Raw genomic sequence first — 21263 nt, forward strand, 5'->3', positions numbered from 1 at the left:
AAGGTGCTCGCGCGAGGCGCGCGCCGGAACGGAAGAGACCATCTCGCCAGCAGCCGAGTCCCCGCAGTCCGCCGGTCCGAAGACCACCTATTCCCTGGTGGTGGTGTCGAACCGTTTGCCGGTTGATTTCGAGGTTGCCGAGGACGGCACGGAAAACTGGCGCACCTCGCCCGGCGGCCTGGTCACCGCCCTCGAGCCGCTGATGCGTGCCTCCGACGGTGCCTGGGTGGGCTGGCCGGGGGTTGCCGACCGTTCCTTCGCCCCGTTCGTCAACGACGGGATCTCGATCGTTCCGGTTCGCCTGAGCGGCGCGGAACTGGAGGACTACTACGAGGGGTTCTCCAACGACACGATCTGGCCGCTGTACCACGACGTGATCGCCCCGCCGAGCTTCCACCGCGAGTGGTGGGAGGCCTACGTGCGGGTCAACCGGCGGTTTGCCGAGGAGGCCGCGGCCGCCGCGTCGACCGGCGCGACGGTCTGGGTGCACGACTACCAGCTGCAGCTCGTGCCGCGGATGCTGCGCGAGGCCCGCCCCGACCTCGTGATCGGCTTCTTCAATCACATCCCGTTCCCGTCGTACGGGATCTATGCCCAGCTGCCGTGGCGCAAGCAGATCCTCGACGGCCTCCTCGGCGCCGACCTGATCGGCTTCCAGCGGGCAGCCGACGCCGGGAACTTCTCCTCGGCTGTGCGCCGCCTCTACGGCTACCCGACCCGCGGGGTCGCCATCGACGTGCCCGGTCACCACGGCGTGCATCGCCGCGTCATCGCCAGGCACTTCCCCATCTCCATCGACGCCAGGTCATACGAGGAACTGGCCAGGCGACCCGACGTGCAGGAGCGGGCCCGACAGATCCGGCAGGATCTCGGCAACCCGAATACGATCCTGCTCGGCGTGGACCGCCTCGACTACACCAAGGGCATCGCGCACCGGATCAAGGCCTTCGGCGAGCTCCTCGAAGACGGCAGCGTGAGCGTGGAGGACGTGACCCTGGTGCAGGTCGCGAGCCCGTCCCGCGAGCGGGTCGGGCCCTACATCGCCCTCAGGGATGAGATCGAGCTCGCCGTCGGCCGTCTCAATGGCGACTATTCCACCATCAGCCACTCCGCCATCAGCTATCACCACCACGGCTACCCGCGCGAGGAGATGGTGGCCCTCTACCTTGCCGCCGACGTGATGCTCGTGACCGCGCTCCGTGACGGGATGAACCTCGTCGCCAAGGAGTACGTCGCCGTGCGGTTTGACCGCGACGGCGTGCTCGTGCTCAGCGAGTTCGCCGGCGCAGCGGACGAGCTCAAGCAGGCCGTCCTGATCAACCCGCACGACATCGACGGGCTCAAGGCGGCCATCCTTCGGGCCATCGCCATGCCCCGGCAGGAACGCCTGCGACGGATGCGCGCCCTTCGCCGCAAGGTCTTCGACAACGATGTGGCCGCCTGGTCCACCGCGTTCCTCCGCACCCTCACCGAAGGAGCCGCCGTGCGCCCCGGCATCCCCGACGCCCTCGCCGCCGCCCTCAGGGACGTCACGAGCACCGGCACCCTGCTCGTCGCCCTCGACTTCGACGGAACGCTCGCCCCGCACGTGGACAACCCGGAGGACGCCCGAGCCGTCGACGGCACGCGCGACGCCGTGCAGCGCCTGCTCGACCAGGACGGCGTGCGGGTCGCGTTCGTGTCGGGCAGGGCCCTGGTCAGTCTCCAGCACGTGTCGCAGCCGCAGAACGACGTGCTGCTGACCGGCTCGCACGGGATCGAGGTGCAGCTGGACACCCCGGAGATCGAGCTGGACCTCGCCGCCGCCGAACTCGAGCAGCTGGACACCCTGGCCCAGGTGCTCGAACGCATCTCCGGTGGGGTGGCCGGCACCTGGATCGAGCGCAAACCGGCCGGGCTCGCCCTGCACACCCGGCTGGCCACCCCGCAGGCCGCCCAGTCGGCGCAGAAGGAGGCCCGCGAGCAGCTCAGTGTGCTGCTGCCGGGGCTAACCGTGCGCGAAGGCAAGAACGTGCTCGAATTCGCGGTGCGTTCCAGCACGAAGGGCGACGCCCTGGAGCGACTGCGCCTGCACACCGGTGCCGACCATGTCTTCTACGCCGGGGACGACCTGACCGACGAGGACGCCTTCGCGGTGCTGGGGAAGGGTGACCTCGGCCTGAAGATCGGCGCGGGCGCATCCCTCGCCGGCTACCGGGTTCGCGGCCCGGAGGAGGTGCCGCTGGTGCTGGGAATGATCGCCGATTTCCGCGACGCGGCCGCCGAGACGACCTCCCCGGCGGGAGTCTGAGCGCTCGCCGACGTTCGGGGCCCGGCGACGTTCTAGACTCAGTGCATGCCTGAGTATGATCTGAAACCGCGCAGCCGCGACGTCACCGACGGAATCGAAGCCACCACCTCGCGGGGTATGCTTCGCGCGGTCGGAATGGGAGACGCCGACTGGGAAAAACCCCAGATCGGGATCGCCAGCTCCTGGAACGAGATCACCCCGTGCAACCTGTCCCTGGACCGGCTTGCCCAGGCGGCCAAGGAGGGCGTGCACTCCGGCGGCGGCTACCCGCTGCAGTTCGGCACCATCTCCGTCTCCGACGGCATCTCGATGGGTCATGAGGGCATGCACTTCTCCCTCGTCTCCCGCGAGGTCATCGCCGACTCCGTCGAGGTCGTCATGCAGGCCGAGCGCCTCGACGGCTCCGTCCTCCTCGCCGGCTGCGACAAGTCCCTGCCGGGGATGCTCATGGCCGCCGCCCGCCTCGACCTCGCCAGCGTGTTCCTCTATGCAGGTTCCATCGCACCGGGCTGGGTCAAGCTCTCGGACGGCACCGAGAAGGACATCACCATCATCGACTCGTTCGAGGCCGTCGGAGCTGTCAAGGCCGGCCGGATGACCGAGGCGGACGCCAAGCGGATCGAATGCGCGTTCGCCCCCGGCGAGGGTGCCTGCGGCGGCATGTACACCGCCAACACGATGGCCAGCGTCGCGGAGGCCCTCGGCATGAGCCTGCCCGGCTCGGCGTCGCCGGCCTCGGCCGACCGCCGCCGCGACTACTACGCGCACCGCTCCGGCGAGGCCGTCTTCAACCTGCTGCGCCTCGGCATCACGGCCAGGGACATCCTCACCCGCAAGGCCTTCGAGAACGCGATCGCGGTGGCCATGGCCTTCGGCGGATCGACGAACGTCGTGCTGCACCTGCTCGCCATCGCGCACGAGGCGGACGTCGACCTCAGCCTGGACGACTTCAACCGGATCGGCGACACCGTGCCGCACATCGGCGACCTCAAGCCGTTCGGCAAGTACGTCATGAACGACGTCGACCGCCAGGGTGGCGTGCCCGCCGTGATGAGGGCGCTGCTCGAAGCGGGCCTGATCCATGGCGACGCGCTCACCGTGACCGGCAAGACCGTCGCCGAGAACCTCGCGGAGATCGACCCGCCCGACCTCGACGGCGAGGTGTTGCGCACGCTTGACAACCCGATCCACGCCAGCGGCGGCATCACCATCCTCAAGGGGTCGATGGCGCCGGAGGGGGCCGTCGTCAAGACCGCCGGCTTCGACAGCGATGTCTTCGTCGGCCCGGCCCGCGTGTTCGAACGGGAACGAGCCGCGATGGACGCGCTCACCGTCGGCGGGATCGAGAAGGGTGACGTCGTCATCATCCGCTACGAGGGTCCGAAGGGCGGCCCCGGCATGCGGGAGATGCTCTCGATCACCGCGGCCATCAAGGGCGCGGGGCTCGGCGCCGATGTACTACTGTTAACGGACGGCAGATTCTCAGGCGGCACAACCGGACTGTGCATCGGCCACATAGCACCCGAAGCGGTGGACGCAGGTCCGATCGCCTTCGTGCGCGATGGTGATCTCATCCGGGTCGATATCGCAGCTCGCACGCTCGACCTACTGGTCGACCCTGAAGAGCTGGCTGCACGGCGCATCGGCTGGGCTCCACTCCCACCGCGCTACACCCGGGGAGTGCTCGCGAAATACTCGAAGCTCGTTCAGTCGGCGGCCGTCGGCGCCGTGACCGGCTAGCGCTCACCATTCGTCATCGAACTCAAGGACTTGATCACATGACCGCGGATTCAGCCGTGCCATCGCCGTCACCCTCGCCCGCCGCGCCCGTTCCGTCCGGCGCCGGTGCGGAGCCGGAGATCCTCACCGGCTCGGGGGCCATCATCCGCAGCCTCGAGCTGCTCGGCGTGACGGACGTCTTCGGCCTCCCGGGCGGCGCCGTCATCCCGCTCTACGACGAGCTGATGACCCAGGACGCCATCCGGCACATCCTGGTTCGCCACGAGCAGGGTGCCGGCCACGCCGCCGAGGGTTACGCCTCGGCGAGCGGCCGGGTCGGGGTCGCCATCGCGACCAGCGGCCCGGGGGCCACGAACCTGGTCACCGCCATCGCTGACGCCTACATGGACTCGGTGCCGATCGTCTGCATCACCGGCCAGGTCTTCTCCACCCTGATGGGCACGGATGCCTTCCAGGAGGCCGACATCGTCGGCATCACCATGCCGATCACCAAGCACTCCTTCCTCGTCAAGCGGCCGGAGGACATCCCGGCCGCCATCGCCTCCGCGCACCTGATCGCGTCGACCGGGCGCCCCGGCCCGGTGCTCGTCGACATCACCAAGGACGCCCAGCAGAACAAGGCCCCGTTCATCTGGCCGCCCAAGCTGGACCTGCCCGGCTACCGGCCGATCACCAAGGCCCACGGCAAGCAGGTGCAGGCGGCCGCCCAGCTGCTCGCCGAATCCCGCAAGCCGGTGCTCTACGTCGGCGGCGGCGTCATCCGGGCCCGCGCGTCCGAGGAACTCCTCGCCTTCGCCGAGCTGACCGGCACGCCCGTCGTCACCACCCTGATGGCCCGCGGCGCCTTCCCCGACTCGCACGAACAGCACCTGGGCATGCCGGGGATGCACGGCACGGTCTCGGCCGTGCTCGCCCTGCAGGAGGCCGACCTGATCATCGCCCTCGGCGCCCGCTTCGACGACCGGGTGACCGGCAAGGTGTCGGAGTTCGCGCCGAACGCCACGATCGTGCACGTCGACGTCGACCCGGCGGAGATCTCCAAGATCCGCACCGCGGACGTGCCGATCGTCGGGGACGCCAAGGACGTGATCGCCGACCTCACCGTCGCCTATGCGACCGCCGTCAAAACGACGACCCCCGACATCAGCGTCTGGTGGACCTACCTGGCCGGCCTGCGTGAGGAGTTCCCGCTCGGCTACTCCGAGCCGACGGACGGCCTGCTCGCCCCGCAGTACGTGATCAAGCGGATCGGCGAACTGACCGGGCCGGAGGGCGTCTACGCCGCCGGCGTCGGCCAGCACCAGATGTGGGCGGCCCAGTACATCAAGTACGAACGGCCGAACTCCTGGCTCAACTCGGGCGGCGCGGGAACCATGGGGTACTCCGTGCCCGCCGCGATGGGCGCCAAGGTCGCCGAACCCGACCGGGTCGTCTGGTCGATCGACGGCGACGGATGCTTCCAGATGACCAACCAGGAACTGGCCACCTGCACGATCAACGACATCCCGATCAAGGTGGCGATCATCAACAACTCGTCGCTCGGCATGGTGCGCCAGTGGCAGACCCTGTTCTACGACGGACGCCACTCGTTCACCGACCTGAACACGGGGCACGGCTCGGCGATGGTGCCCGACTTCGTGAAGCTGGCCGAGGCGTACGGTGCCCTGGGCATCCGCGTCACCAGCGCCGACCAGGTCGACGACGCGATCAAGCTCGCCCTCGCGACCAACGACCGACCGGTCGTGATCGACTTCATCGTCAGCCGCGATGCGATGGTCTGGCCGATGGTGCCGCAGGGCGTCAGCAACAGCTACGTGCAATACGCCAAAGACCATGCGCCGACCTGGGGAGAGGAATAACCATGAGCTCCCACGTTCTCAGCCTCCTCGTCGAGGACAAGCCGGGTCTGTTGACGCGAGTCGCCGGCCTGTTCGCCCGCCGCGGATTCAACATCGAGAGCCTCGCCGTCGGCCGCACCGAAATCGAGGGCCTGTCCCGGATCACGATTCTCGTCGACGTCGAAGACCTCCCGCTCGAACAGGTCACGAAGCAGCTGAACAAGCTGATCAACGTGATCAAGATCGTCGAACTCGACCCGTCGCAGTCCGTGCAGCGCGAACACCTGCTGGTCAAGGTGCGCGCCGACAACACGACCAGGTCCCAGGTGCTCGAGGCCGTCACCCTGTTCCGGGCGCGCGTCGTCGACGTCGGCATCGACGCGGTGGTGATCGAGGTCACCGGCGACTCCGGGAAGACCCAGGCGCTGCTGCGGGTGCTCGAACCCTACGGGATCAAGGAGATCGCCCAATCCGGCCTGGTCGCGATCGGCCGCGGGTCGAAATCGATCACCGAACGCGTCTACAAGAACTAGGGCCTCGACAGGCTCGACCACCGCCGGTGATCGAGCGAAGCCCGGTGATCGAGCGAAGCCCGGTGATCGAGCTCGTCGAGATCCCCGGGCCTCGACAGGCCCGACCACCAGATCCCGCCAGGTTGTCGTGTCTCGACAAGCTCGACAACCGGTCAAGACACGACAACCGACAATCACGAAATAAGGAGAAACCCACATTGTCTGAGATCTATTACGACAAAGACGCTGACCTGTCGATCATCCAGGGCAAGAAGGTGGCCGTGATCGGCTACGGCTCCCAGGGTCACGCCCATGCCCAGAACCTCCGCGACTCGGGCGTCGAGGTCGTCATCGGCCTCAAGGAGGGCTCGAAGTCGAAGGCCAAGGCGGAAGAGGCCGGCTTCACGGTGCTCGGTGCCGCCGAGGCATCCGCCTGGGCCGACGTGATCGTCGTCCTCGCGCCCGATCAGGTGCAGCGCCACCTGTTCACCGACGACATCGAACCCAACCTCGCCGAAGGAAAGGCGCTCGTCTTCGGCCACGGCTTCAACATCCGCTTCGGCTACATCACGCCCCCGGCGGGCGTCGACGTGGTCATGGTCGCGCCCAAGGGCCCCGGCCACACCGTGCGCCGCGAATACGAGGCCGGCCGTGGCGTTCCCGTCATCGTCGCCGTCGAGAAGGATGCCTCCGGCGCCGCCTGGCCGCTCACCCTCAGCTACGCGAAGGCGATCGGCGGGCTTCGCGCCGCCGGCATCAAGACCACCTTCACCGAAGAGACCGAGACCGACCTGTTCGGTGAGCAGGCCGTGCTCTGCGGCGGCGTGTCGCAAATGGTCCAGTACGGTTTCGAGGTTCTCACCGAGGCCGGCTACCAGCCGCAGGTCGCCTACTTCGAGGTGCTGCATGAGCTCAAGCTCATCGTCGACCTGATGTGGGAGGGCGGCATCGCCAAGCAGCGCTGGAGCGTCTCCGACACCGCGGAGTACGGCGACTACGTCTCCGGCCCGCGCGTGATCGACCCCAGGGTCAAGGAGAACATGAAGGCCGTTCTCGCCGACATCCAGAGCGGTGCGTTCGCCGACCGGTTCATCACGGACCAGGACGCCGGAGCACCCGAGTTCCTCGCGCTGCGCAAGAAGGGCGAAGAGCACCCGATCGAGGCCACCGGCCGTGAACTGCGCAAGCTGTTCGCCTGGAACGCGTCGACCGACGACGACTACGTCGACGGCGAAGCCGCGCGCTGACGACACGCGGAAGCGGGCGGCGTCGACCGGAGCCGGTCGGCCCCGCCCGGGCGAGGCTGGAGCGATGACGAGGCCGCCGCCGCACGCGGTGCGCCGCCGCCTGGCGATGGCGGTACTGATCGGCGTCGTCGGATACGTCGTCGTGGACATCGTCCTGCAGGCGCTCCCGCCGCACTACAGCCCGATTCGCGAGGCCGAAAGCAAGCTGGCGGTGGGGCCGTTCGGCTGGATCATGAACCTGAACTTTCTCGGCCGGGCCGTGTTCACTTTCTGTGCGATCGGCGCCATCGGCCTGACCGGACCGGCCTCCCCGGCACGGCGCGCCGGGTTGCTGCTCCTGGCGATCGGGGGAGTGTCTTTGGGGATCCTGGCGTTCTTCCCGACGGATGTCGGCCCGACGGGCGTGAGCGCCACGGGCGTGAGCGCATCCGCCGAAAACGGGCTGCAGCCGGTGACGACGGCTGGCTTCGTGCACCTCGCCGTGGCGTCCCTCGGCTTCCTGGCCGCTCTCGCGGGGGAGTGCGTGCTCACGCGCTGGCTCAGGCACAGCCCGGAACTCGCTGCGGTCAGGGTTTCTGCGCTGGTCTTCGCAGGCCTCGCCGGGGGCGGACTGCTCGGGATCGTGGTGACGAGCGCCCTCGCGCCGGACTGGCTCGGCCTGGCCGAGCGACTCTGCCTGCTCGGCATCCTGGGCTGGGTCTTCGTCGTGTCCCTGGCGATTCGGCGCGTGGGGGAGCCGGGGCGGCCCGAACCCTGCGGTTGGCCGGATGAAGCCGTGCGGAACAGCAGATGAACAAACGCCCGGGGCGGGCGGTCCCTCAGGTCAAGTCCCCCCAGACTGGGGGGATGCCCCCTCTCACCCGACGTAATCTGCTGCGCTCTGCCGGTGTCTTCGCCCTCGCCGGCGCGGCAACAACGGTGGGCACGCTGCCCGCCCAGGCGGCCGTGCGAGCTCCTCTGGCCCCAACCGGTTTCCTGCACGGCGTCGCATCTGGCGACCCGATGGGGGACAGCGTGCTGCTCTGGACCCGGGTCACTCCCGTCCCCGGGGCCACCCCGGGTTCCGGGGCCGGGGCCGACGTCACGGTGAAATGGGAGGTGGCGGAGGATTCCGGCTTCCTCCGGGTCGCTGCGCGCGGATCCGTCAAGACGGGGCCGGGGCGTGACCACACGGTCAAGGTGATTGCCGGGGGACTGCGCGCCGGCACGAGCTACTGGTACCGGTTCAGTCTGGCCGGGGCGACATCCGTGACGGGCCGAACGCGCACGGCGCCGGCGGCCGGTGCTCCCGTTGACCGGCTCCGCCTGGGGGTGGTCTCCTGCGCCAATCTGCAAGCCGGCTACTTCACCGCCTACCGCCACCTCGCCGACCGGGGCGACCTTGACGTCGTGCTGCACCTGGGCGATTACCTCTACGAATACGCGCCCGGCGAATACCAGGCCAGAGACGTCGTCGTGCGCCCGCACGACCCGGCCGTCGAGATGACCACCCTCTCGCACTACCGCCGCCGTCACGCGCAATACAAGACCGACCTCGACCTGCAGGCGTTGCACGCGGCGGTTCCGTTCGTCGTGACCTGGGACGACCACGAATTCGCCAACGACGCGTGGTCGGGCGGCGCCGAAAACCACACCGAGGGGGCCGAAGGGACCTGGGCGGCGCGGCGCGCGGCATCCCAGCAGGCCTACGCCGAATGGATGCCCGTGCGCTTCGAACCGGGCGGCCACATTTACCGCCGCTTCGCCTTCGGGTCCCTCGCGAGCATTTCGATGCTCGACCTGCGCAGCTACCGCAGCCAGCAGGCGTCGAGCATCGTCGACCCGGCCATCGGGAGCCCGGCGCGCACTCTCACCGGCGAGGCGCAAATGGACTGGCTCCTGGATGGTTTCTCCAGGGCCGATACCCAGTGGAAGCTCGTGGGCAACCCGGTGATGATCGCGCCCGTGCGGTTCCCCTCGACGCTCAGCAGCCAGGAGATCGGGGCGGTCGAGCAACTCCTCGGCACGACGACGATCGACGGCGTGCCCTACAACGTCGACCAGTGGGACGGCTACACGGCGGATCGCAGCCGGGTCATCAGTCATCTGCGGGACAACGCGATTTCGGATGCCGTCTTCCTCACCGGCGACATCCACTCGGCCTGGGCGTGCGACGTGCCGGCCGACCCGCTCACCTACCCCACGAACGGCGCCTCCGTCGCCACGGAACTGGTCTGCACCTCGGTGACCAGTGACAACCTCGACGACATCCTGCGAACCCCGCCGCGCACGGCATCCGTCGCCGTCGAGGAGGCGTTCAAGGCCGCCAACCCGCACGTGAAATACCTCGACTTCGACTCGCACGGCTTCTCCGTGCTCGAGGTCACGCCCGGGGCGCTGCGCATGGACTGGTACGTGTTGTCGGATCGCACGAATCCCGCTTCGACGAGCACGCTGTCCACCTCGTGGCAGGTGACCGCGGGCAGCCGTGCGGTCAGCCGGGTGGGCGGGGGAGCACTGTGAGGGGCACTGATCGACGCCAATTCCTCACCCTCGCCGCGATCGGCGGGGCGAGCATTGTGCTCTCGGCGACGCCCGGCGTCGCGTGGGCCGGCGCGAAGAAACCCGGCGGGATTCCCGCCGCGCGCACCCGGGTCTACGTGCTCGTCGTCGACGGTTGCCGGCCGGACGAGATCACCGCGGAGCTGACCCCCCGGCTGGCCGCGCTTCGCGCGAGCGGGGTCGACTTTCCGGCCGCGCGCTCCCTGCCGGTCATGGAGACCATCCCGAACCACGTGATGATGATGACCGGCGTGCGCCCCGACCGCTCTGGGGTGCCGGCGAACTCGGTCTACGTCCGGGCCGAGGGCGCCGTGCGCACCCTCGAGCGGGCGACCGACCTGCGCTTCCCCACCCTGCTCGAGCGGCTGCGCGAGCGGGGGTACACGACCGGTTCGGTGCTGAGCAAGGAGTATCTCTTCGGCGTGTTCGGTGAGCGTGCGAGCTACCGCTGGGAACCGTCGCCGGTGATCCCGGTGACCGGCCACGCACCCGACACGGCCACGATGGATGCCCTGATCGCCATGGTCGACTCCCAGGACCCGGACTTCGTCTTCACGAACCTCGGCGACGTGGACCGGGTGGGGCATTCGGATGTTACCGGCACGACCCTGCAGGCCGCCCGAACCGGCGCGCTCCGGCAGACCGACGGGCAGGTCGGCCGGTTCGTCGACCATCTGCGGGCGGCGGGCACGTGGGAGAGCAGCGTGCTCATGGTTCTGGCCGACCACTCCATGGACTGGTCGATCCCCTCGAACGTCATCTCCGTCGACCGGATCCTGTCGGATCGTCCGGAGCTGCGCGCGCAGATCGCGATCGCGCAGAACGGCGGCGCCGACCTGCTCACCTGGACCGGGGGAGAGGCCGGCCGCGTGCCGGGCCTCGCCGAGGTGCGGCGGCTCGTTGCGGGGCATCCCGGCGTGCTGTCGATCCACGAACCGGGCGAGCTCAGGCTCGGGCCGGAGGCCGGCGACCTTGTCGCGTACTGCCGGGCGGGCTGGCGGTTCTCGGATCCCTACATCGTGTCCAACCCGATTCCGGGCAACCACGGACACCCGGCCACGGAACCGATTCCCTTCTTCATCTCCGGCGGAAGCCCGAGGCTCGCCACGGCCAGGGTGCTCTCCGAACCGGCGAGGACCGTCGATGTCGCCCCCACGGTGGGTGCGCTCTTCGGGCTCGGCGCACCGAAGGGCGGCTATGACGGGACGGCGCGGATCACGGCGTTCGTTTCGTAATCCGGCCTCAGCGGACCAAAGTCCCTAGGTCCGTTGCGCCCTCCGGGATACGGTCTGAGTGCCCTGAGAGCCGAGCGTCACGTGTAGGGCAGATCACGCCCGGCAGATCAAGCATGAGGAGGAACCGTGAAGGCATTGGTATACGGCGGACCGGGGAAGAAGTCGTGGGCTGAGGTGCCGAGTCCGCAGATCCTGCATCCGACCGACGCGATCGTGCGAGTCGACACGACCACGATCTGCGGTACGGACCTGCACATTCTCAAGGGTGACGTGCCCGCGGTGCAGGTGGGTCGGATCCTCGGCCACGAGGGCGTCGGGACCATCATCGAGGTCGGTTCCTCGGTGGACAGCCTCTCGGTGGGTGACCGGGTCATCATCTCCTGCATCAAGTCCTGCGCACACTGCGCGAATTGCAAGGTCGGACTGTACTCGCATTGCCTCGGTGACGAGGGCAGGTCTGGAATCGGCTGGGTGTTCGGCCATTTGATCGACGGCACCCAGGCCGAGTTCGTTCGCGTGCCCTATGCGGAGAACTCGCTCCACAAGCTCCCACCGGGCGTCAGCGACGAAGAGGCCGTCATGCTCTCGGATATCCTGCCGACGGGCTTTGAGATCGGGGTGGTCAACGGCAGGATCAAGCCGGGAGACGTCGTCGCCGTGATCGGGGCCGGGCCGGTCGGCCTGGCCGCCATCGCCACGGCCGGGCTCTACGGCGCCGGCACGATCATCGCCATCGACACCGACCGGAACAGGCTGGACCAGGCCAGGCACTTCGGCGCGACCCATTCGGTCGTCTCAGGCAGCCCGGATTGGAAGCGGAGCGTGCTCGACCTGACCGACGGCGCGGGCGTCGACGTCGCGATAGAGGCGGTCGGGCTGCCGGAGACCTTCACCATGGCGATCGACGTGGTGCGCCCAGGCGGCAGCGTCGCCAACGTCGGTGTGCACGGGAAGCCGGTCGAACTCCACCTCGAAGAGCTGTGGATCCAGAACATCACCATCAGCACGGGGCTGGTGAACACGAACACCACACCGATGCTGCTGAAGCTCGTCGCCCAGCGGAAGATCCCAGCCGGGAAACTGGCCACCCATCGATTCCGGTTCGACCAGTTCCTTGACGCCTATGACACCTTCTCCCGCGCGGCGGAAACCAAGGCGCTCAAGGTTGTGATCAGCCGGGGGGATCTGGCACCCCGCTAACCTAGAGCTTATGAACTCTCAACGCGATGAGGATGCCCTGGGCTGGGCCGGCGACGATGACCCGACCCTTCAGTCCGGGACGGCCGAGAGCACACCAGGCAGCGCCGACGTCCCGCCGGCAGCACCAGAGCCGCCGACCGCAGCAGAGCCGCCGGCGGGGTGGACGGTCGCCGGGCCGACGGCGGCCGTCGAGGCGGACAACGAACGCCGACGGGCCGCGACGCCGATGGGGTCGTTCACCCTGATCGCCCTCGGCGTGTTCGGCGGGATCTACCTGCTCTACACGATCGGCTGGTTCATCGGCATCTCCCGGATCGACAATCCCCTGTCCGACGCCGTCGGACAGTTCATGTTCTCGCTCGGACTGTGGCTCGCGGTCGCGGCCCCCGCCGCCTGGTTCGGCGCGACCTTCTGGCTGACCCGCACCGGGCCACGGGCCAGACTCGCGGTGCTGCTGCTCGGTGTCCTCCTGCTCGCCCCCTTGCCCTTCATCATCAACGCCGGGGGAATCTCATGACCGAGACCGACCCAAACTCCGGCGCCGACAAGGTCGCCGCCCCGCCACGCGGAACACCGCGCTGGCTCTTCCTCACCATCGCCATCGTCTTCGGGCTGTTCTACGCCTACGACGCGTGGGAGGGCGTCGGCAACCTGGTCGGCCTCAACCTCGCGGCCCAGAGCCTCGACACCACCCTGAGCGGCTTCGGCTGGGGGCTGCTGATCGCCGGCGTGCTGCTGCCCATCGCGGTCTTCGTGCTCGCGATCCGGCTCGGCCGCGCCCGCTCGGTCGGCGTGCAGGCGCTCCTGCTGCTCGTCGGCCTCTGCCTGGTCGCCGCGCTCTCCACGGATATCTTCATGTTCGGCCTCGGCAGCCTCATCGTCTGACGCATTACCTTTCGCGGCGCGGGCTTGAGAAGCGGGCGCACGTTCTATCCTGCGCCCGCTTCTCAAACCTGCGCCGCGGCCACCGGCACGATCGCGAGAGCGATCAGGGCCACCAGCAGCGCCTGGCCGAGCAGCCGCGGTACGAGCGGAATGGCGACCCGGCCGAATCGCTCCGGATGCCGGGCCGCGAAGGCATTCGCCGGGAACACGGCGGCGAGGAACACGATCAGGCAGATCCCGCTCGTCACAATCAGGGGTCGATACAGCAGGCCGGCGCCGCCGGCGATCTCACACAGGCCGGTGAAGACGACCAGCGCCCGCGGGCTCAGGATGCCGGTGGAACGCAGTCGTGGCGGGATCATCGCCGCCATCGTGCGCTGTACAGAGGGCAGGAAATGGGTGACCCCCGCCCCGATGAAGACCACCGCGAGGAGGATGCGGAGGACGAATTGGAGGTCGGTCAACGTAACGCTGCTCATGACCCCATTCTGCAGCCGATAGAGTGATTTCCTAACTGGCGCCCCACGGTCGCGGCGCAAGCCCACCCTTTCTGCTGCAATCGGAGGAACCTTTTTCGTGTCAAAACCAGTCGTACTTATAGCCGAAGAACTCTCACCCGCAACCGTTGACGCCCTTGGACCGGACTTCGATGTGCGCAACGTCGACGGCACCGACCGCCCGGCCCTGCTCAAAGAACTAGCGTCCGCCCACGCCATCCTCGTGCGCTCCGCGACCAAGGTTGACGCGGAGGCCATCGCCGCGGCACCGCTGCTCAAGGTCATCGCGCGGGCCGGGGTCGGCCTCGACAATGTGGACATTAAGGCCGCGACCGCGGCCGGCGTCATGGTGGTCAATGCCCCGACCTCGAACATTATCTCCGCGGCCGAACTCACGGTCGGCCATATTATCAGCCTCGCCCGCCACCTCCCCCCGGCCCACGGCGCGCTCGCGCAGGGCCAGTGGAAGCGTTCCAAGTACACGGGCGTCGAACTCTACGAAAAGACGATCGGCATCATCGGCCTCGGCCGGATCGGCGCCCTCGTCGCCGCGCGAATGCAGGCCTTCGGCACGAACATCATCGCCTTCGACCCGTATATCACGTCGGCGCGGGCGCAGCAGCTGGGCGTGACGCCCGTCACCCTCGACGAACTGCTCGCCCAGTCCGACTTCGTCACGATCCACATGCCCAAGACGCCCGAAACGACCGGGATGCTCGGCGCCGCCCAGTTCGCGTTGATGAAGCCGACCGCCTTCGTCGTCAACGTCGCCCGCGGCGGCCTGATCGACGAGGCCGAGCTGCACGACGCCCTCGTCGCCGGCACGATCGCCGGCGCCGGCCTCGACGTCTTCGTCAGCGAGCCCCCGACCGGTTCGCCGCTGCTCGGCCTGCCGAACATCATCACCACGCCGCACCTCGGCGCGTCGACCGACGAAGCGCAGGAGAAGGCCGGCGTCTCCGTCGCCAAGTCGGTTCGCCTCGCGCTCTCCGGCGAACTCGTCCCCGACGCGGTCAACGTCGCCGGCGGCGTCATCGACCCGTACGTGCGCCCCGGCATCCCGCTCGTCGAGAAGCTGGGCCAGGTGTTCTCCGGCCTCGCCTCGCACAGCCCGCTGACCAGCGTCGACGTGGAAATCCGCGGCGAACTTGCCGACTACGACGTGAGCGTGCTCAAGCTCGCCGCGCTCAAGGGGATTTTCACGAACGTCGTCAGCGAGACGGTGTCCTACGTGAACGCGCCGCTCCTGGCCGAGCAGCGCGGCGTTGCCGTGCGCCTGATCACCGACAAGGACTCGCCCGAGTACCGCAACGTCATCACGCTGCGCGGCGCCCTTGCCGACGGCTCGCAGGTCTCGGTGTCCGGCACCCTGACCGGCACCAAGCAGATCGAGAAGATCGTCGAGGTCAACGGCTACGAGGTCGAGGTTCCGTTCGCGCAGCACCTCATCGTGATGGTCTACACGGACCGCCCCGGAATCGTCGCCGTCTACGGCCGCGAGTTCGGCGACGCCCAGATCAACATCGCCGGCATGCAGATCGCCCGCCACGTCGCCGGCGGGAAGGCGCTCAGCGTGCTGACCGTCGACTCACCGGTGCCGGCCAGCCTGCTCACCACGGTGCGCGACGCGATCGCTGCCGACGTGATGGTCGAGATCGCCCTCACCGAGTAGCGGGCCGGTCGTCCATTCGCCCGATCACGGCGAGCAGCCGGTCCAGCCTCGCCGCCGATGTCAGATCGGCGGCGAGCCGGCCGGGGCCCGCAAGGGTGGATTCGTAGTACAAACCGTCACTGATGAGCATGACCGCCTCGGCCACGTCGGGGTCACCCACTGCCTCCTCGATCACCGCGAGCCACTGGCGCCGGGTTGAGGCCAGGGCCTGGTTGGCCAGCGGATGTGCCCCCTGGGCCAGGCGAACGGCCGCGCCGATCGCCTGGTCCAGCCGCGTTCCCTCGCTCATCGAGGTGCGGATCAGGTAGTCGATCGCGCCGGCCGGGGCCGCGCGAATCTGCTCGATGTCGTCGGCGACGAGCGCGGCCAGGCGGGCGAGCAGTCCTTCGACGAGGGCGTCCTTCGAGCCGAAGTGGTAGAGCAGGCCGCCCTTCGACAACCCGGCGGCCGCGGCCACCGCCTCGAGGGTGGCCGCGCGTTCGCCCTGGTCGATCAGGAGCTGCGCGAACGCATCAAGGGTGCGGTCGCGGGTGGGCGTGGACGCCGGTGAACGACCTGCGGGGGATGCGGGGACGGAGATCATGATGCTACTGTACCGTCTGGACGGTATAGTCGTCGTCCGCCGAATCCGAAAGTAGTTTCCCGTGTCGTCCGACCTGCGCCAGATGATCGCCCCCGTCAACCATGATCTGAGCCCGCGCCGCCGGTGGTGGGCGCTGGTCGTGCTCATGTTGCCGGTGCTCCTGGTCTCCATCGACAACACCGTGCTCAACCTCGCCCTGCCCGCCATCTCCGAGGCGCTCCGGCCAACGGGCACCCAGCTGCTCTGGGTGATCGACATCTACCCCCTCATGCTCGCGGGGCTGCTCGTGGCCATGGGCAGCCTCGGCGACCGGATCGGGCGCCGCCGCCTCCTCCTGATCGGATCGGCCGGTTTCGGCACCGTCTCCGTGGTGGCGGCCTTCGCCCCGAGCGTCGAATGGCTCATCATCGATCGGGCCGTGCTCGGTGTGTTCGGCGCCATGCTGATGCCGCCGACCCTGTCACTGCTCCGCTCCGTCTTCACAGAGCGCGACCAGAGACGGCTGGCGATTGCCGTCTGGGCTAGCGGATTCGCCGCCGGCAGCGCACTCGGTCCGGTCGTCGGCGGCGTGCTGCTCGAGCACCTTGCCTGGGGCTCCGTCTTCCTGCTCGCCGTGCCGTTGCTCGTGCCGCTGCTCGTGCTTGGCCCGCTCCTCGTGCCGGAGTCCCGAGACCCGAACCCCGGCCGGATCGATCTGCCGAGCGTCCTGCTCTCCCTGGCCACCATGCTTCCCGTCGTCTACGGCATCAAGGTGCTGGCCGAACACGGACCATCCATCGCCACGGTCGGCCCGATCCTGCTCGGGCTGGTCGCCGGCATCCTGTTCGTGCGTCGGCAGCCTCGCCTGGCCCAGCCGATGATCGACCTCGCGCTCTTCCGCACGGGCGCCTTCAGCGGGGCGATCGGCGTGAACCTGCTCAGCGTGGTCGCGCTCGTCGGCGGGCTGTTCTTCATGTCCCAATACCTGCAGCTCGTGCTGGGCCTGTCCCCGCTCGCGGCCGGCCTGGTGCTCGTGCCCGGACTGACGGCCATGATCCTGGCCGGCCTGGTCATCGTGCCGATCTCCAGGCGCGTGCGGCCGTCGATCGTCGTGCCGGCCGGCCTGCTGATCTCGGCCGGGGGATACCTGGCCATCGCCCTCGGTGGTGCGACGCTGGACGCGGTCGGGGTCGCGCTCGTGTTCGCCCTGCTCGGCATCGGAATCGGCGCCGCGGAGACCGTGTCGAACGAACTCGTGGTGGCGACCGCACCGGCGGACAAGATGGGCGCGGCATCCGCGGTCGGTGAAACGGCCTACGAGCTGGGCGCGGTGCTGGGCACGACGATCCTCGGCACCATCCTCACCGCCGCCTACCGAGGCTCGGTCGTGCTGCCGGACGCGCTGACCTCCGCCCAGCGGTCGGCCGCGGAGGAGACGCTCGGCGGAGCCGTCGCCGTGGCCGGCGGGCTTCCGTCCGGCCAGGCCGAGCTGCTGCTCGCCTCAGCGAGGGATGCCTTCGCAACCGGCATCGGGCCCACCGCCTGGATCGGGGTGGGCCTCGTGCTGGCCGCGGCCGTCGTGGCGCTGCTCACGCTGCGCAAGGCGAGTTGAACCGTCCGGCGGCCGGCGCCGGGCGCAGCGTGAGGCGTCGTGGACGGATCAGACGTCGTCGATCGAGCGCTTCTCCTTTGTGACCTGCTCGCCGTCGACGACGGCGCTGCGGGTGGTGCTGACGCTGGTGCGTTTGCGGGTGAGGAGCACGATCCCGAGGACGATGATCACGGCTCCGGCACCCATGAAGATGTAGCCGACGAAGTCGAGGTCGATCCAGTCCACGCTGATGTTCAGCGCGTAGACGAGGATGGCGCCGACGACGACGAGGAAGATACCCAGTCCAAGGCTCATGAATAACTGCTTTCTCTGGTTGTCAGGGATTGTGTTGTCAGGGATTGTCCAGCATAGACAATCGATCGGTCACAGTAGGGTTTATCTACAGGTAAATCCCAGACATACGGAGCCGAATGTCCACTCAAATCAAGCTCGCCGTCATCCCAGGCGACGGGATCGGCCCCGAGGTCGTCGCGGAAGCAGTCAAGGTGCTGGGCGCCGCGACGGCGGTCGACGACGTCACCTTCGACCTGACCTGGTTCTCGCTCGGGGCCGCCCGGTTCCTCGAAACCGGCGATGTGCTCACCGACGACGACCTCGCGTCCATCGCCGCGCACGACGCAATCCTGCTCGGAGCCGTCGGCGGCGTGCCCGGAGACCCTCGCCTGGCCAACGCGAGCATCGAACGCGGGCTGCTGCTCAAACTGCGCTTCTCCCTCGATCACTACGTCAACCTGCGGCCCAGCGTTCTCTTCCCCGGGGTGCCGAGCCCGCTGGCCGCTCCCGGCAACGTCGACTTCGTCGTCGTGCGGGAAGGGACCGAGGGACCCTATGTCGGCAACGGCGGCGCGATCCGCCAGGGCACGGCCCACGAGGTGGCTAACGAGGTGTCCGTCAACACGGCCTTCGGCGTCGAACGCGTCGTGCGGCACGCGTTCTCCGTTGCCCAGGCCAGGCCAGGCCGGCACCTCACCCTCGTGCACAAGACCAATGTGCTCGTCTTCGCCGGCAGCCTCTGGCAGCGCATCGTCACCGCCGTCGCGTCCGAGTTCCCCGAGGTGAGCGTCGATTACCTCCACGTCGACGCGGCGACGATCTTCCTGGTCACGAATCCGAGTAGGTTTGATGTCATCGTCACGGACAACCTCTTCGGCGACATCCTGACCGATCTGGCGGCCGCAATCAGCGGCGGCATCGGCCTCGCGGCCTCCGGGAACATCAACCCGGACGGCCGGTTCCCCAGCATGTTCGAGCCGGTGCACGGATCGGCACCGGACATCGCGGGCAAGCAGCTGGCCGACCCGACGGCAGCCATCCTGTCGGTCGCGCTCCTCCTCAGCCACCTGGGCCTGACGGATGCCGCGGCGAGGGTGACCGCGGCCGTCACCGCCGACATCGCTGCCCGCAGGGGGGACGGTGCCGCCACGGCACCGCGCAGCACCACCGACGTGGGCAACGCCATCGTGACCCGACTGACAGACAAGGGACTCCAATGAGCCAGGCAGCACCGAGCCAGACGACACCGAACCACACGCGCCAGGCGACGCCGAGCGCGACGGCCTCGCTGTCCTTCAGCGTCACCCGGGCGGCCACGCCCCGCACAAAGGCCGAGCGCGACGCCATCCTCGGCGACCCCGGCTTCGGCAAGAAGTTCACCGACCACATGGTCGCGATCGACTGGACGTTGGAGGGCGGCTGGCACGACGCCCGCGTCATTCCCTACGGCCCGCTCCAGCTCGACCCTGCCTCCTCGGTGCTGCACTACGGACAGGAGATCTTCGAGGGCCTGAAGGCGTACCGCCACGCCGACGATTCGATCTGGACCTTCCGCCCGGAGAAGAACGCCGAGCGGCTGCAGCGTTCGGCCCGTCGCCTCGCCCTTCCTGAACTCCCCGCGGCCGATTTCATCGAGTCGATCAGGCAGATCATCGCGGTCGACGGCGACTGGGTGCCCTCCGCAGCCGAGACGAGCCTCTACCTGCGCCCGTTCATGATCGCCAACGAGAGCTTCCTCGGCGTGCGGGCCGCGCACAAGGTGGGCTACTACGTCATCGCCAGCCCCGCCGGGGCGTACTTCACCAACGGCGTCGCTCCGATCAAGATCTGGCTCTCCACCGAATACTCCCGGGCCGGCCGCGGCGGCACCGGCGCAGCCAAGTGCGGCGGCAACTACGCGGCCTCGCTGCTGCCCCAGATGCAGGCCTACGACAACGGCTGCGCCCAGGTGCTGTTCCTCGACGGAGAGACCAGCAGCCGCATCGACGAACTCGGCGGCATGAACGTCTTCTTCGTCTACGGCACCCACAAGCTCGTCACGCCCCGCCTGACCGGGTCGATCCTCGAGGGCGTCACGCGCGACAGCATCATGCAGCTGGCCAGGGACCGTGGGATGACCGTCGAGGAACGCGACGTGACCCTCGGCGACTGGCAGGGCGGCGTCGAATCCGGGGCCATCACCGAGGTGTTCGCCTGCGGCACCGCCGCGGTCGTCACGCCGATCGCCGAGCTCAAGGGTCCCGACCTGTCGATCGGCAACCCGGATGCCCCCGCCGGCGAGATCACGATGGCGCTGCGCCAGGAGCTGACCGACATCCAGTACGGGCGCCTGCCGGACCGCCACGGCTGGCTCACCCGCCTGGACACCCCGGCGGGCCAGGCGTGAAGGTCGCGCGGTTCAGCCACGGTGACACCATCGCGTTCGGAATCATCGACGACGACGAACTGGTCGTGCTGAAGGGCGACCCGATGTTCGCCGGCTACGACCCGACCGGGGAGCGGATCGGATTGCGCGAGGTCAAACTCCTCGCCCCGGTGATCCCGCGCTCCAAGGTGGTCGGGATGGCCCACTCCTTCTACTCGAGCCGCGAGGAGCAGGCCGACGCCAAACCGCGGGAGCCCCGGTTCTTCCTCAAGCCCAACACCTCCGTCGTGGGTCCAGGCGACCCGATCGTGCTGCCGGCCCAGTCCGGCGACGTCCGGGTCGAAGGGGAGCTCGCCGTGGTCATCGGCAAGATCACCAGGAACGTGTCGGTCGAGGACGCCGAGGACGCGATCTTCGGCTACACGATCGCCAACGACGTGACCGCGCGCGACCTCTTCGAGCGCGACGAGGACCTGACCCGGGCCAAGAGCTTCGACTCGTTCTGCCCACTCGGGCCGGTCATCGACACCGAGTTCGACTGGACCGGTCTGTCACTGCACGGCCGGATCAACGACGAACCCTTTCAGTCCGGCGACGCGGCGCTGCTCCGGCACACCATCGCGGAGATGGTGTCGTTCGTCTCCGGCGTCTTCACGCTCCTGCCCGGAGACGTGATCCTGACCGGCGCGCCAGGGGCATCCGGAGCCGTCGTCGACGGCGACACCGTGCAGGTCGAGATCGCGGGGATCGGCGTGCTCTCCAACCCGGTGCGCCGGGCCTGAGCCGAGCAGACA

General features: G+C 68.7%; 19 protein-coding genes. 16 read left to right on the plus strand and 3 right to left on the minus strand.

The features are described 5' to 3' along the window. Positions 1–40 precede the first annotated feature (40 nt). From E3T48_RS08665 to E3T48_RS08715, 11 genes are all read left to right on the plus strand, one after another. On the plus strand, positions 41–2290 hold the full coding sequence (locus tag E3T48_RS08665; protein WP_134523713.1) for a bifunctional alpha,alpha-trehalose-phosphate synthase (UDP-forming)/trehalose-phosphatase: 2250 nt from the start codon (positions 41–43) through the stop codon (positions 2288–2290). A gap of 45 nt (positions 2291–2335) precedes the next feature. Then, on the plus strand, positions 2336–4030 hold the full coding sequence (ilvD, locus tag E3T48_RS08670) for a dihydroxy-acid dehydratase (protein WP_134523655.1): 1695 nt from the start codon (positions 2336–2338) through the stop codon (positions 4028–4030). A 38-nt stretch (positions 4031–4068) separates the two neighbouring features. Next, a complete protein-coding gene (locus tag E3T48_RS08675; RefSeq protein ID WP_134523656.1) occupies positions 4069–5889 on the plus strand; it encodes an acetolactate synthase large subunit in 1821 nt (606 codons plus the stop codon). Between the two features lie 2 nt (positions 5890–5891). After that, a complete protein-coding gene (ilvN, locus tag E3T48_RS08680) occupies positions 5892–6401 on the plus strand; it encodes an acetolactate synthase small subunit (protein ID WP_174774800.1) in 510 nt (169 codons plus the stop codon). Between the two features lie 197 nt (positions 6402–6598). Then, a complete protein-coding gene (gene ilvC / locus E3T48_RS08685) occupies positions 6599–7627 on the plus strand; it encodes a ketol-acid reductoisomerase (RefSeq protein ID WP_134523657.1) in 1029 nt (342 codons plus the stop codon). A 64-nt stretch (positions 7628–7691) separates the two neighbouring features. Continuing rightward, positions 7692–8420, plus strand: a complete 729-nt coding sequence (locus E3T48_RS08690; RefSeq protein ID WP_134523658.1) for a DUF998 domain-containing protein — start codon at positions 7692–7694, stop codon at positions 8418–8420. A gap of 53 nt (positions 8421–8473) precedes the next feature. After that, complete coding sequence (locus E3T48_RS08695; protein ID WP_134523659.1) at positions 8474–10129, plus strand: alkaline phosphatase D family protein; 1656 nt, start codon at positions 8474–8476, stop codon at positions 10127–10129. After that, positions 10126–11403 carry an alkaline phosphatase family protein gene (locus tag E3T48_RS08700; RefSeq protein ID WP_134523660.1) on the plus strand — a complete coding sequence of 426 codons (1278 nt, stop codon included), beginning with the start codon at positions 10126–10128 and terminating at the stop codon, positions 11401–11403. The genes E3T48_RS08695 and E3T48_RS08700 overlap by 4 nt, the downstream gene beginning before the upstream one ends. A gap of 126 nt (positions 11404–11529) precedes the next feature. After that, a complete protein-coding gene (locus tag E3T48_RS08705) occupies positions 11530–12603 on the plus strand; it encodes a zinc-dependent alcohol dehydrogenase family protein (RefSeq protein WP_134523661.1) in 1074 nt (357 codons plus the stop codon). A gap of 10 nt (positions 12604–12613) precedes the next feature. Further along, positions 12614–13120: a DNA polymerase III subunit gamma/tau gene (locus E3T48_RS08710; protein ID WP_134523662.1), complete on the plus strand. Its 507-nt coding sequence runs from the start codon at positions 12614–12616 to the stop codon at positions 13118–13120. Beyond that, a complete protein-coding gene (locus tag E3T48_RS08715) occupies positions 13117–13488 on the plus strand; it encodes a hypothetical protein (protein WP_134523663.1) in 372 nt (123 codons plus the stop codon). Before E3T48_RS08710 ends, E3T48_RS08715 begins: the two co-directional genes overlap by 4 nt. 62 nt (positions 13489–13550) lie before the next feature. On the opposite strand, the gene E3T48_RS08720 is transcribed toward E3T48_RS08715, so the two are convergent. Further along, on the minus strand, positions 13551–13967 hold the full coding sequence (locus tag E3T48_RS08720; RefSeq protein ID WP_134523664.1) for a DoxX family protein: 417 nt from the start codon (positions 13965–13967) through the stop codon (positions 13551–13553). Between the two features lie 97 nt (positions 13968–14064). Here E3T48_RS08720 and serA point away from each other — a divergent pair, with 97 nt between their 5' ends. Further along, positions 14065–15657, plus strand: a complete 1593-nt coding sequence (serA, locus tag E3T48_RS08725; RefSeq protein WP_134523665.1) for a phosphoglycerate dehydrogenase — start codon at positions 14065–14067, stop codon at positions 15655–15657. Here the strand turns inward: serA and E3T48_RS08730 are convergent. After that, the gene (locus E3T48_RS08730) at positions 15647–16240 is read right to left on the minus strand and encodes a TetR/AcrR family transcriptional regulator (RefSeq protein ID WP_134523666.1); all 594 of its coding nucleotides are present in this window, start codon (positions 16238–16240) and stop codon (positions 15647–15649) included. The two genes, serA and E3T48_RS08730, sit on opposite strands and share 11 nt — an antisense overlap. 82 nt (positions 16241–16322) lie before the next feature. Between E3T48_RS08730 and E3T48_RS08735 the strand changes: the two genes are divergently transcribed. Continuing rightward, positions 16323–17831 (plus strand): MFS transporter, encoded by a 1509-nt coding sequence (locus tag E3T48_RS08735; protein ID WP_134523714.1) that lies wholly within the window; start codon positions 16323–16325, stop codon positions 17829–17831. A 48-nt stretch (positions 17832–17879) separates the two neighbouring features. On the opposite strand, the gene E3T48_RS08740 is transcribed toward E3T48_RS08735, so the two are convergent. Continuing rightward, positions 17880–18125, minus strand: coding sequence for a DUF6458 family protein (locus E3T48_RS08740; protein ID WP_134523667.1), 246 nt, complete (start codon positions 18123–18125; stop codon positions 17880–17882). Between the two features lie 116 nt (positions 18126–18241). Here E3T48_RS08740 and E3T48_RS08745 point away from each other — a divergent pair, with 116 nt between their 5' ends. Genes E3T48_RS08745 through E3T48_RS08755 form a run of 3 tightly spaced genes read left to right on the plus strand, consistent with a single transcriptional unit; the run spans position 18242 to position 21251 of the window. Next, the gene (locus E3T48_RS08745; protein WP_134523668.1) at positions 18242–19324 is read left to right on the plus strand and encodes a 3-isopropylmalate dehydrogenase; all 1083 of its coding nucleotides are present in this window, start codon (positions 18242–18244) and stop codon (positions 19322–19324) included. Beyond that, entirely contained in the window at positions 19321–20490 is a 1170-nt protein-coding gene (locus E3T48_RS08750) for a branched-chain amino acid aminotransferase (protein WP_134523669.1), read from the plus strand. The genes E3T48_RS08745 and E3T48_RS08750 overlap by 4 nt, the downstream gene beginning before the upstream one ends. Further along, on the plus strand, positions 20487–21251 hold the full coding sequence (locus E3T48_RS08755; protein ID WP_134523670.1) for a fumarylacetoacetate hydrolase family protein: 765 nt from the start codon (positions 20487–20489) through the stop codon (positions 21249–21251). Before E3T48_RS08750 ends, E3T48_RS08755 begins: the two co-directional genes overlap by 4 nt. Positions 21252–21263 lie beyond the last annotated feature (12 nt).

It is taken from the genome of Cryobacterium fucosi (assembly GCF_004403515.1).
In the GTDB taxonomy this organism is placed as follows: Bacteria; Actinomycetota; Actinomycetes; order Actinomycetales; family Microbacteriaceae; genus Cryobacterium; species Cryobacterium fucosi.

Coding starts and splice junctions, on each gene's coding strand:
- E3T48_RS08730 (WP_134523666.1), bottom strand. CDS start 16,240: ATGATCTCCGTCCCCGCATCCCCCGCAGGTCGTTCACCGGCGTCCACG.
- E3T48_RS08715 (WP_134523663.1), top strand. CDS start 13,117: ATGACCGAGACCGACCCAAACTCCGGCGCCGACAAGGTCGCCGCCCCG.
- E3T48_RS08740 (WP_134523667.1), bottom strand. CDS start 18,125: ATGAGCCTTGGACTGGGTATCTTCCTCGTCGTCGTCGGCGCCATCCTC.
- E3T48_RS08690 (WP_134523658.1), top strand. CDS start 7,692: ATGACGAGGCCGCCGCCGCACGCGGTGCGCCGCCGCCTGGCGATGGCG.
- E3T48_RS08735 (WP_134523714.1), top strand. CDS start 16,323: ATGATCGCCCCCGTCAACCATGATCTGAGCCCGCGCCGCCGGTGGTGG.
- E3T48_RS08720 (WP_134523664.1), bottom strand. CDS start 13,967: ATGAGCAGCGTTACGTTGACCGACCTCCAATTCGTCCTCCGCATCCTC.
- E3T48_RS08695 (WP_134523659.1), top strand. CDS start 8,474: ATGCCCCCTCTCACCCGACGTAATCTGCTGCGCTCTGCCGGTGTCTTC.
- E3T48_RS08675 (WP_134523656.1), top strand. CDS start 4,069: ATGACCGCGGATTCAGCCGTGCCATCGCCGTCACCCTCGCCCGCCGCG.
- ilvN (WP_174774800.1), top strand. CDS start 5,892: ATGAGCTCCCACGTTCTCAGCCTCCTCGTCGAGGACAAGCCGGGTCTG.
- E3T48_RS08710 (WP_134523662.1), top strand. CDS start 12,614: ATGAACTCTCAACGCGATGAGGATGCCCTGGGCTGGGCCGGCGACGAT.
- E3T48_RS08750 (WP_134523669.1), top strand. CDS start 19,321: ATGAGCCAGGCAGCACCGAGCCAGACGACACCGAACCACACGCGCCAG.
- E3T48_RS08745 (WP_134523668.1), top strand. CDS start 18,242: ATGTCCACTCAAATCAAGCTCGCCGTCATCCCAGGCGACGGGATCGGC.
- ilvD (WP_134523655.1), top strand. CDS start 2,336: ATGCCTGAGTATGATCTGAAACCGCGCAGCCGCGACGTCACCGACGGA.